Consider the following 11,767-nt stretch of genomic DNA (forward strand, 5'->3'; position numbering starts at 1 on the left):
TGATGGATTTGCAGTCATTTAGAGAAAAAGAAATCCCTTCATTTGAAAAAGAAATGTTGGATTACATTGGAAAAGATTTAACTAAAAAAGAACAAATACATGAAGCTATGTCTTATTCTTTAGCTGCAGGTGGAAAAAGAATACGGCCGTTGCTTCTTTTAGCTACGATCCATTCACTGGGAGGCAATCAGAAAAAAGGGTATGCTGTTAGTGCTGCTTTAGAGTTCATTCATACGTATTCTTTGATCCATGACGATCTTCCAGCTATGGATGATGATGATTTACGTAGAGGAAAACCAACCAATCATATTGTTTATGGTGAAGATATCGCGATTTTAGCGGGAGATGCTTTGTTAACACAAGCTTTTGAAATTATTGCCGCTTCAGATGATGAACCAGAGAAAAAAGTGAAATTAATTTTAGCTTTAGCCAAATCAGCAGGTCCAGATGGTATGATTTTGGGACAAATGGCAGACATTCAAGGTGAGGAAAAAGAATTAAGTTTAGAAGAACTTCAATTCATTCATAAAAACAAAACGGGTGAATTGTTAAAATTTCCTATTTACGCAGCATGCGTCATTGCTGAAGCATTACCTGAAATAGAAGAACAATTGATGGAGTATGCTGAACATCTAGGATTGGCTTATCAAATTCGTGACGATATTTTAGATGTTGTTGGACATGTAGAAGAATTAGGTAAAAATACTGGTATGGATGAAGAGCATAATAAAAGTACTTACCCTGGTTTATTGACACTTGAAGGAGCTAAAGCTGCTTTAAATCATGAATTGGCAGCTGCAAAAGATAAGTTGAAAAATGTAGAGCAAATCAGCAAAAATTCAGATAAGCCAGTTCAAATTAACTTATTAGTAGAAATGATTGATCTTTTGGTAATCGATTAAGAAGATAGGAGCCGTTACATGAAAAAAGAGCGAGTAGATACTCTCTTAGTCAAACAAGGCCTTGCAGAGTCTGTTGAGAAAGCAAGAAGCATGATTATGGCTGGCCAAGTGTACAACACAAAAGAGGAACGAATTGATACAGCAGGAGAAAAAATAGCATTTGACACGCAATTACAATTAAAAGGAAAACATTCTCGTTATGTAAGTCGTGGAGGATTCAAATTAGAAAAAGCAATGGAAGTTTTTGATGTAGTTATAACAGATAAAATTATGTTAGATATTGGTTCTTCTACTGGCGGATTTACAGATGCAGCATTGCAGCATGGTGCCAAACTAAGTTATGCTTTGGATGTCGGTACGAATCAATTGGCTTGGAAACTTCGCCAAGATCCAAGAGTAGTTGTAATGGAACAGACGAATTTCAGGTATTGCAAACCAGAAGATTTTTCAAAAGGTAGACCTAATTTATCCTCAATTGATGTGTCGTTTATCTCGTTACGAGTGATTCTGCCAGTTTTAAAAAACATTATTGCTTCAGATGGAGATATTTTGGCTTTAATCAAACCTCAGTTTGAAGCACATCGCGATGACGTAGGCGAAAAAGGAATCGTGAGCGATAAGTCGGTTCATGAACAAGTGCTGACCGATATGCTTTCTTTTGCTACAAGTATTGGTTACGATGTTTTGAATTTGACTTTTTCTCCTATAACAGGTGGAGAAGGGAATATCGAGTTCCTAGCCCATTTAAAATGGAACGATAAAACGACTGGTGATTTGTCTAAAGCCGTAGACATACAAATGGTTTTAACCGAAGCTTATGCAACATTAAAAACCGAAAAAAAATAACATCAACGAATGTACCTGTTAAATAGGGTGCATTCGTATTTTTTTAAATTTCTAGTGTTTTTTTTGTTCTAAATTCTTTTACTTTTTTCTTTTCTATCTGAAATAAGTACGCTATGATAAGAGTATTAAATGAATAATAGTGGTTATGAAAATGAGGTGGAAACATGAAAAAGAGAGAACGTCACCATTTACTACAAGAGTTGATTAAAGAAAATGTTATTGAAAAACAAGAAGATTTTGTACGTATATTAGAAGAAAGAGGTATAGAGGTAACCCAAGCAACGATTTCACGGGACATCAAAGAACTTCAATTGGTTAAAGTTCCTTCACAATCAGGAGGCTACCAATATAGTTTGCCCCCTGATATACAGTACGATACATCTAAAAAGTTGGAACGTTTATTTAAAGATGCCTTTGTTTCAATGGACACGCAAGATTGTTTTCTGCTCATTCGAACCATTCCTGGAAATGCTTTTGCACTTGGAAGTTTGATAGACACATCTAATTTTGATAGTGTCTTTGGAGCTATATCAGGAGATGATACAGTGCTTATTATTTGTCGCTCACATGAAGAAGCTCTACAGTTGAAAAATCATTTTATACAATTAATTTAAGGTATGAAGAAAGAAGTATTGGAGGTGAAAAACAGTGCTTCAAGAATTAACCATTAAGGATTTTGCTATCATCCAGGATTTAAATCTTAGTTTTAACCGTGGTATGACTGTTTTAACTGGTGAAACAGGAGCAGGAAAATCGATTATTATTGATGCTGTTGGATTACTTGCTGGAGGAAGAGGATCTAGTGAATTTATCCGCCATGGTGCAACTAAATGTGTATTAGAAGCCTTATTTTCATTAGATGGAAATCCCGGAACATATGAATTGCTAAAAACTTATGGCATCGACAGCGATGAAGATACGGTAATTATCCAACGAGATATCCATCGCAGTGGAAAAAGTGTTTGTCGCATTAATGGTCGTCTAGTAACAATAGCCATTTTGCGTTTGATTGGAGAATCGATTATTGATATTCATGGTCAAAATGAGCACCAAGAATTAATGAATCCAGAACGCCATTTGAGTATGTTAGATCAATTTGGCGATAAAGAACTATTCTTGCTAAAGAAAAGTTATCAGGAAACCTATACGCGCTATAGACAGGTAAAAAAAGCTTATGATAAGTGGCAAAATGGAGAACAAGAATTAGCTCAACGGTTAGATATGCTGCAATATCAAACAAATGAAATTGAAATGGCTGAACTTCTCGATGGAGAAGAAGAAGAATTACTTGAAGAAAAGAACTTGTTATTAAATTACCAAAAAATTATGTCAGCGTTGTCTATCAGTTATGACGTATTGCAAGGTGATGACGTAAATGGAATCGATTTGATTGGAAATGCTATGACTGAAATGAGTTCTTTGGAAGACATAGATGATAAATTTAAAAACTTATCAGAAGCCATATCAAGCAGCTATTTTCAACTTCAAGAAGCAGCTAGCGATATTTTAAGAGAACTCGATCAAATGGCTTATGATGAAGATCGGTTAAATGAAATTGAAAAAAGATTAGAGATCATTAAACAATTGAAACGAAAATATGGTGATTCCATCGGAGAAATTAAAAGTTATTATGAAAAAATCGCGGCAGAACTAGAACAAATCTTGAATCGGGAAAACCATTTGACGAATATGACGGATGAGTTAGCTCGTTTATCGGAAGAATTGGTCAAACGAGGCAGTCAACTCTCTAAAAAGCGTCGAAAAGTAGCTAAAGACATAGAACAATCCATTCATGAACAGCTTAAAGAATTGTATATGGAAAAAGTTGTATTTGAAGTTCAGTTTTTCAAAACAGTAGCAACTTTTTCGAGTGAAGGAGCACATGAATCTGGTTTTGATGAAGTAGAATTTTATATTGCTACAAATATGGGTGAACCGTTAAAACCATTAGCTAAAGTGGCATCTGGAGGAGAATTGTCTCGAATGATGCTAGCCATGAAGACTATTTTTTCAAAATCACAAGGCATTACCAGCATTATATTTGATGAAGTGGATACAGGGGTTAGTGGACGAGTTGCACAAGCTATTGCAAACAAGATCTATATGGTTGCAGTCCATTCACAAGTTCTATGTATTACACACTTGCCTCAAGTGGCAGCGATGGCAGATAATCATTTATACATTTCTAAAAGCATTGAAAATGATCGAACAAAAACGCATGTAAATGCTTTGGAAACTGCAGAAAAGATAGAAGAAATTGCGCGAATGTTAGCTGGAACTGAAATTACAAAACTGACTTTAGAGCATGCGAAGGAATTAACCGTGTTAGCTAAAACAGAAAGACAAAAACAGAAACAAATTAGTTGAAAATAAATGATCCTGCAATCGATTGGACTTTTAGTCTGATCGATTGCAGGATCATTTTTATGTGAGATCTATCCATAATTAGTCTTACCACCGAATGGTATGAAGCAAGTCCTTTAAAATGTACTTTTCATTTTCATTTAATCCCCAAAAGTCCAATTCTTTTTTGATATCTGCTAATAGACCGTATTCTCGAACAAAACCATTTAGACGTGCAGCAATAGTAGAATCAATATAATCAGTATACGTTGGAAAAAGAGCAGATACTGCTTCGAGAGCTTTAGGGTAACGTTTCAAAAAATATTTTTGGTGACGATCTTCGGCTCGATAAAAATGAGTATATGGAAGAATTTCGGTTTGTATTTTTTTACTGTGATTCTTTTCCCAGTCTTCTCTGACTTGATTAGCAACCTTTTGTTGTTCAGTGTCATGATAGAAAAGCAAAGAAAGATACTGTCGTCCTTTATAATTGCGATCTTTAGCAGCGTCATGACTATCCCAAAACAAAGTCAAAATATCTGAGTAATGAATAACCTCAGGATCAAAATCAATTTCTAAAGTTTCGGTATGGTCTCCCATGGATTTATAGATAGGGTCAGGCGTGGTTCCACCTGCATATCCCACACGAGTTCGTATCACTCCTGGTAATTGACCAAATCGACTATCTGGCCCCCAAAAACAGCCCATACTAAATGTAGCAGTTTGAATAGTGTTTGATTGTCTATTAAAATTTGTCATAACAGTAAACCTCCAAATTTAAAAATAAAAACCACATTAAACGATTTGCATACTCGTTTAATGTGGTGAACTTTAATTCATAGTAACTAATGTATAGAGGACAGTTATAAATCCAGAGCCTAACATTGCTATTAGCATGATCCAAACAAAAACTTTTGTAAAGCGTTGTGTTTTAGAAACTGATTTTTTATTTTTTGAAGCCACGATGTGATCCCCCACTTTCGTACGCATATTTCTTACATTTTACACCAAATAATACAAAAGAATCAATAGGGGATTAAAAATAGTCTTTTTTTCGTAACATCCATACCGTTACTAAGCAGATAATAAGGCTAATCAAACAAAGTATCCAAAAAGCTCCCGGTGTATCTTCAAATGGTAAAGAAACATTCATCCCCCAAAGTGCTCCAATAATATTGGGAATCGTTAAAACAATTGTGATTGAAGTTAAAACTTTCATAATGTTGTTTAAGTTATTAGAAATCACAGAAGAGAAAATAGCACTGATTTGTTCAAGCATTTGATTGGATTGTTTAATCATAGCTTCGGCTTGTTGATTTTCTACAACTACATCGTGTAAAAAAGAAAGACTTTTTTTATTTTGATTGAAACGCTCAATATTTTTTAGCCGTTTAAAGATTGGATGATTGCTTTCAATCGCAGTATCAAAATAAACTAAACTTTTTTGTAGAGCCATTAAAGAAAAAAGTTGTCGATTATTTGTTGTTTTTGTTAAAGTATCTTCTAATTTTTCGATTTTATAATTGATTTCTTTTAAATAAGAAATGTAATCAGAAGAAATATGCCAAGCTATATCTAGTAAAAAGCGTTCTTGGTTAGTACTATCACTTGGATAGTTAGGTTTATTTGTAATCATATTTGAAATGAAATCGGGTGTTTGGACAGTTGCTGTAATAATAGTATTAGCTGTTAAGATTACAGCTAAAGGCCTCGTAATGTATTCGCTGTCGCTTAAGCCATCATCTACCTTTAATGGATAAAGAAACATGGCTAACGAAGAACTTTCACTTTCTTTCATTTCTAAATTTTCGTATCTTGAAACTTCATCTGGATCTAGCACACTTGAAAGATAATCTTTTGGAAAACCGAAATGTTTAACAACTCCATCAATTTCATTATCTGTTGGATCAGAAAGGTGTAACCATTCCGCATGAGTAAAATCGATGTCATGAGTAATTTTACCTTGTTTTGTAGTGTAATAGGACTGAATCATAGCAAACGCTCCTTAAAATAAAATTAATAGAAAATACAACTAAGAAGTAAAGACCACCTTATTACCTAGTGTACACTAATTTGGAATGAAAAAGATAAAAAGAGAGGTTAATTAAAGGGAAAGCGAGGTAGTTTAGTTAAACAGTATATAAAATATTTTTTTAAGTAGGTATATTAAAGGAAACAACTTTTAATTTCTTCCTTTTTTTGCTAGGATAGTAAAGAACGAAGAAATACTATTTAAATAAAATCAGTTTTAATTGAAGGGAGTTTAAATAAATATGAGTAAGCAACAAATTGGTGTAGTTGGAATGGCTGTTATGGGGAAAAACTTGGCTTTAAACATTGAAAGCAGAGGTTATACTGTATCCGTTTATAATCGAACTACTTCTAAAACAGAAGCCGTTATTGCAGAAAACCCAGGTAAAAAATTAGTATTGACTCGTACAGTTGAAGAGTTTGTAGATTCTCTTGAAAAACCAAGACGTATTTTATTAATGGTACAAGCAGGTAAAGGAACGGATGCAACCATCCAATCTTTATTGCCGCATCTTGATAAGGGCGATGTATTGATTGACGGAGGAAATACCTTCTTTAAAGATACGATTCGTCGTAGTGAAGAATTGGCTGAATCAGGTGTGAACTTTATTGGAACAGGAGTTTCCGGTGGAGAAGAAGGCGCATTAAAAGGACCAGCTATTATGCCTGGGGGACAAAAGGAAGCATATGACTTAGTTGCACCTATCCTTGAACAAATTGCTGCTGTAGCTGAAGACGGTGAAGCTTGTGTTACTTATATCGGACCAAATGGAGCAGGTCATTACGTTAAAATGGTCCACAATGGTATCGAATATGGCGATATGCAATTGATTGCTGAATCTTATCACTTGTTACGTAATGTTGCAGGTTTATCAGTTGAAGAAATAGCTGAAGTATTTGCTGAATGGAACAAAGGCGAATTAGATAGTTTCTTAATTGAAATCACAGCAACAGCTTTAACTAAAAAAGATCCTGAAACTGGAAAACCAATGGTCGACATCATTTTAGATCGTGCTGGAAATAAAGGTACAGGTAAATGGACATCACAAAGTGCATTAGATTTAGGTGTACCACTACCATTGATTACAGAATCTGTTTTTGCACGTTATATCTCAGCATTAAAAGAAGAACGTGTTGAAGCAAGCAAGGTTTTGCCGAAACCAGCTAGTTATTCATTTGATGGAGATAAAGCTGAATTGGTTGAAAAAATCAGACAAGCTTTATACTTTAGTAAAATCATGAGTTATGCTCAAGGGTTCGCCCAAATGCGCACAGCTAGTGAAGAATATGACTGGAATTTACAATATGGGGAAATCGCAAAAATTTTCCGCGCCGGATGTATTATTCGTGCTCGCTTCTTACAAAAAATTACAGATGCTTATGATCGCAATGCAGATCTTAAAAACTTAATGTTAGATGAGTACTTTATGGATATCACAAAAAATTACCAAGACTCTGTTCGTGATATTATTGGTATCGCTGTCAAATCAGGTGTGCCTATCCCAACGTTCTCTTCTGCAATAGCTTATTATGATTCATATCGTACAGCTGATTTGCCTGCAAATATCATTCAAGCTCAACGTGATTATTTCGGAGCACACACTTATGAAAGAACAGATAAAGCTGGAACGTTCCATTTTGACTGGTACGGTAACGAAGGAGAAGAACAACTTTAGTCGGTTATTCTTTTAAATAAAAAATAGAGGTTGAGACGATTGTTGTCCAGCCTCTATTTTTTTTGTATCAAAGGAATAAAAATAGTAACGTAATAAAGATAATAGACAACTGTTTATTTGCTTAAGAAATTCTAAAATCCAAGTTTCAAAGTTCTCATTTAATTCTAATTTATGGTAAAATGATAACGGACACATTAAAAATTGATTGTGAAAAACCTTTTATCATGGTATCTTAACAAGAGCGAAAAAGATAAAAATAGCGATTTTAAAGGAGCAGGTGTACAATATAATGAATAAAATTTTAATTATTGAAGATGAAAAAAATCTGGCTCGTTTTGTAGAACTTGAATTAAAACATGAAGGATATGAAACAGAAGTTCGTTACAATGGGCGTACAGGATTAGAAGCAGCAGTTGCAGAAGATGCACATTGGGATGTAGTTTTATTAGATTTAATGTTACCGGAATTAAATGGAATAGATGTTTGTCGTCGTATTAGACAAGTTAGCAATGTACCTATTATTATGATGACTGCGAGAGATTCAGTTATTGATCGGGTATCTGGTTTAGACCATGGTGCAGATGATTATATTGTTAAACCATTTGCCATTGAAGAATTATTAGCACGCTTGCGCGCTTTGTTCCGTCGGATAGAAATTGAAAGTGAACAAAACATTACAAAACAAACGACTGTAACGTATAGAGATTTAACAGTTGAAAAAGAAAACAGAGTTGTCCGTCGTGGTGACGAAGTTATTGAATTAACAAAACGTGAATACGAATTGTTATTAGAATTAATGGAAAACGTGAATGTTGTATTAGCACGTGATGTTTTATTGAATAAAGTATGGGGATATGAAACAGAAGTTGAAACAAACGTAGTAGATGTTTATATCCGTTACTTAAGAAATAAAATTGATGTTCCAAATGTTGACAGTTATATTCAAACTGTTCGCGGTACAGGATATGTGATGCGTTCGTGAAACTCTCATTTTATAACAGAAAAAAGGAAAGAAGAAAAAGAAGACGGCTTTCATTAAAATGGAAGTGGACAATTGGAGCCACTCTAGCCATTTTTTTAACATTTTCTATTTTTTCTGTTGCTATTTTTGTAGGTTTCAGACAAATTATGTTTACACAAGAAGAAGAAAATTTCAGAGAAATTTTATTTGGATCTTCCACCCGTTTGGCAGATGAGAATAAGATAAAGGATAGTGATTCAACCTCATTATCAAAGTCAACGGTATATTCTGCTTTCCATCCTTCATACTTTCCGGATGCTATGGAATTAATAGGAGAATATGATCAACGAAATGCAACTTTTGAAGATTCTGGAAATTACGAAGATTCTTTGTACGCTAAAATGAATGAAGAAGATGTAATCGTACGAGTCTATACTCCGTCATCACGATTACTTTTTGAGTCAAAATTAGGGGATTTTCCTTTTGAAGTAAGCTCGGAACCAGTTATAAAAATGATAAATGTAAATGGTGAAGAAGGTTATTATGGAGTTACGCCTGTTATTTCCGATGAAACAAAACAAATCATTGGTTATGTCCAAGTGATTGACGGAATGGCTGATTACCATAATATGATTGAAGTTACCATTATTAGTTTGGTAGCTATGGGTTTTGCTGCGCTGATATTTAGTGGAATTTTAGGTTATTTATTGGCATTAAATTTTTTGAAACCAATAAAAAATATTACAAATACAATGAATGATCTTCGACAAGATACTTCATCCACCTCTCGAATTGAAGTTGATGAAGGCAACGATGAATTAGACCATCTTTCCATTGTATTTAACGATATGTTAGATAAAATGCAAAAATATATAGAACAGCAAAAACAATTTGTAGAAGATGTTTCACATGAATTAAGGACTCCTGTCGCAGTTATGGAAGGACACTTAAAGTTATTAGACCGATGGGGAAAAGATGATCCTGAGATATTAGATGAATCTCTTTCTGCATCGCTACAAGAAATTACAAGAATGAAAAGTCTAGTTCAAGAGATGTTAGACTTGTCTAGAGCTGAACAAGTAGAAATTCATTATAAGAATGAAAAAACAGCTATTAAGCCGATTATTCAGCAAACCTACAACAATTTTAAAATGATTCATCCTGACTTTGTGTTCAATCTAGATGATGACATTTTTGAAGAGCTTTATGTATCGATTTATCGCAATCATCTTGAACAGATTTTAGTTATTTTATTGGATAATGCAGTAAAATATTCTACTGATCGTAAAGAAGTGCACATCTCAGTTGCAACTGATGATAGAGAAGTTCAAATTGCTATTCAAGATTTTGGTGAAGGGATGACTCCTGAAGATGCAGAGAAGATTTTTAATCGTTTCTATCGCATTGACAAAGCTCGTAGCCGACATAAAGGTGGAAATGGACTTGGTTTAGCAATTGCAAAAGAATTGTTAATTGGGTACAACGGAAGCATTACGGTAGAGAGTGTCCTAGATTATGGAACAATTTTTAGAATAACTTTGCCTATTTACAAAGATGAGGTGTAAAAAAAAGACCTGCTCGTTTGAGTAGGTCTTTTTAGTTAACGATTTTTTTGTTGTTTCCCAGCATTTCTGCCACGAGCATTTGTTTTAACTGAAGATCCTGTTAAAGCGGTAGATTGTTGGTTAACAGGTTCAGCTTGTTTAATTGTCCGTTTTGGTTTTACCGGGCGTTTTTTAGCTTCTGCTTCAACTTGTGCTTTTATTCTTGGTTTAAAGATAAAGTTTGTAATAATTGTTTGGAAAACAGCGAAGATTCCTCCAACGAACCAGTACAATCCTAAACCAGCAGGAGATGTGAATGAGACCATTAAAATCATGATTGGACTGACATACATCATTGTACGCATTTGTTTCTTTTGTTCTTCTGGAAGACCAATCATAGAAACATATGATTGAACAAAGTAAACTGCACCAGCTGCAATAGCAAGAGCTATATTTTGATTACCCAAGCTAAAACCTAAGAAAGTACTGTTACTGATTTCTCCAGATAAATTGATTGCTTGGAACATAGCAGTAAAGATAGGCATTTGAATCAACAATGGCAAGCATCCAATGCCACCTAACATACTCATGTTATTGTCTTTATATAAGCTCATTAATTCTTGTTGTGCAGCAGCTTTTTCTTCAGGTGTAACAGCTGCTTTTTGTTTTTTCTGAACTTCTTCCATTTCTGGTTTGATTAAAGCCATTTTTTCTTGTTGAATAATTGATTTTTTAGATTGGTTTAGATTTAATGGTAAAATAATCAAACGAACGATCAATGTGATAGCAATAATAGCTAATCCATAACTACCATTAAACAAATTAGCAAGCTGTATGATTATCTGTTGAGTAGGAACCACTAAAAATTCATAAATCAAACCACTGGGGTTTCCATCTGAGTCATGTGCCATACACCCTGACAAAAATACCACAACGCTTAAAAGCGCTCCTGATAAAAATAATTTCTTTAAATTCTTCATTGTTCACAATCCTTCATTTTTATTAAATTAAGTAACGTTACCTACTATACAGGATTAGTGTAGGGTTTTCAATTGCTTATTGTAAACTTATCTCTATTCGGTATTGAAGTGAGCTCCTCAATAGTTATAGAATCAACTCTGCCGCTTGGTGAAGGCGAATTTCTTATTTTTTCTATAAATTGGTCGATTTTTTCTGGTTCACCATTAGCTTCTATATATACACTTCCATCTGATTCATTACGGACAATGCCATAAACGCCTATTTGATCAGCTGTCAATTTTGTCATATAGCGAAAGCCAACACCTTGTACAAGTCCGGTTACTTGTATAGAAACTTTTTTCATATCTATCCCTCCATTTTGGGTGTTATCATTTAACGGCTCTAATGAATTATTGATTGGAAAAAGAAACTTTTTGACTGTTGATAAGAACGAGTTCATACTATTCCTCCTCATTTCCAAATCATTATGCCTGTTTAGTTTAT

At 34.1% G+C, this 11,767-nt stretch carries 12 protein-coding genes; 7 read left to right on the forward strand and 5 right to left on the reverse strand.

The window, feature by feature from the left end:
- The first annotated feature begins 2 nt into the window (after positions 1-2).
- From BR65_RS12535 to recN, 4 genes are all read left to right on the forward strand, one after another.
- Positions 3-902 (forward strand): polyprenyl synthetase family protein, encoded by a 900-nt coding sequence (locus BR65_RS12535; protein WP_023177172.1) that lies wholly within the window; start codon positions 3-5, stop codon positions 900-902.
- Between the two features lie 18 nt (positions 903-920).
- Positions 921-1,748 (forward strand): TlyA family RNA methyltransferase, encoded by an 828-nt coding sequence (locus tag BR65_RS12540; protein WP_023177173.1) that lies wholly within the window; start codon positions 921-923, stop codon positions 1,746-1,748.
- Between the two features lie 164 nt (positions 1,749-1,912).
- The gene (argR, locus tag BR65_RS12545) at positions 1,913-2,362 is read left to right on the forward strand and encodes an arginine repressor (RefSeq protein ID WP_023177174.1); all 450 of its coding nucleotides are present in this window, start codon (positions 1,913-1,915) and stop codon (positions 2,360-2,362) included.
- A 34-nt stretch (positions 2,363-2,396) separates the two neighbouring features.
- On the forward strand, positions 2,397-4,115 hold the full coding sequence (recN, locus tag BR65_RS12550) for a DNA repair protein RecN (RefSeq protein WP_023177176.1): 1,719 nt from the start codon (positions 2,397-2,399) through the stop codon (positions 4,113-4,115).
- A gap of 84 nt (positions 4,116-4,199) precedes the next feature.
- On the opposite strand, the gene msrA is transcribed toward recN, so the two are convergent.
- The 3 genes from msrA to BR65_RS12560 form a co-directional block, all read right to left on the reverse strand.
- A complete protein-coding gene (msrA, locus tag BR65_RS12555; protein WP_023177178.1) occupies positions 4,200-4,850 on the reverse strand; it encodes a peptide-methionine (S)-S-oxide reductase MsrA in 651 nt (216 codons plus the stop codon).
- 72 nt (positions 4,851-4,922) lie between these two features.
- Positions 4,923-5,054, reverse strand: a complete 132-nt coding sequence (locus BR65_RS13680) for a DUF4044 domain-containing protein (protein WP_023177180.1) — start codon at positions 5,052-5,054, stop codon at positions 4,923-4,925.
- Between the two features lie 73 nt (positions 5,055-5,127).
- The gene (locus tag BR65_RS12560) at positions 5,128-6,084 is read right to left on the reverse strand and encodes a magnesium transporter CorA family protein (protein WP_034538456.1); all 957 of its coding nucleotides are present in this window, start codon (positions 6,082-6,084) and stop codon (positions 5,128-5,130) included.
- Between the two features lie 280 nt (positions 6,085-6,364).
- Between BR65_RS12560 and gndA the strand changes: the two genes are divergently transcribed.
- The 3 genes from gndA (at position 6,365) to BR65_RS12575 (ending at position 10,324) form a co-directional block, all read left to right on the forward strand.
- Positions 6,365-7,798 carry an NADP-dependent phosphogluconate dehydrogenase gene (gene gndA / locus BR65_RS12565; protein ID WP_023177183.1) on the forward strand — a complete coding sequence of 478 codons (1,434 nt, stop codon included), beginning with the start codon at positions 6,365-6,367 and terminating at the stop codon, positions 7,796-7,798.
- Positions 7,799-8,087: 289 nt separating this feature from the next.
- Positions 8,088-8,780 carry a response regulator transcription factor gene (locus tag BR65_RS12570; RefSeq protein ID WP_023177185.1) on the forward strand — a complete coding sequence of 231 codons (693 nt, stop codon included), beginning with the start codon at positions 8,088-8,090 and terminating at the stop codon, positions 8,778-8,780.
- Positions 8,781-8,926: 146 nt separating this feature from the next.
- Positions 8,927-10,324 (forward strand): sensor histidine kinase, encoded by a 1,398-nt coding sequence (locus BR65_RS12575; protein WP_051932858.1) that lies wholly within the window; start codon positions 8,927-8,929, stop codon positions 10,322-10,324.
- 35 nt (positions 10,325-10,359) lie between these two features.
- Here the strand turns inward: BR65_RS12575 and yidC are convergent, their stop codons facing one another.
- Complete coding sequence (yidC, locus tag BR65_RS12580) at positions 10,360-11,283, reverse strand: membrane protein insertase YidC (RefSeq protein WP_023177188.1); 924 nt, start codon at positions 11,281-11,283, stop codon at positions 10,360-10,362.
- A 68-nt stretch (positions 11,284-11,351) separates the two neighbouring features.
- A complete protein-coding gene (locus BR65_RS12585) occupies positions 11,352-11,723 on the reverse strand; it encodes an acylphosphatase (RefSeq protein WP_023177190.1) in 372 nt (123 codons plus the stop codon).
- Positions 11,724-11,767 lie beyond the last annotated feature (44 nt).

The organism is Carnobacterium inhibens subsp. inhibens DSM 13024 (genome assembly GCF_000746825.1).
Taxonomy (GTDB): Bacteria; Bacillota; Bacilli; order Lactobacillales; family Carnobacteriaceae; genus Carnobacterium_B; species Carnobacterium_B inhibens.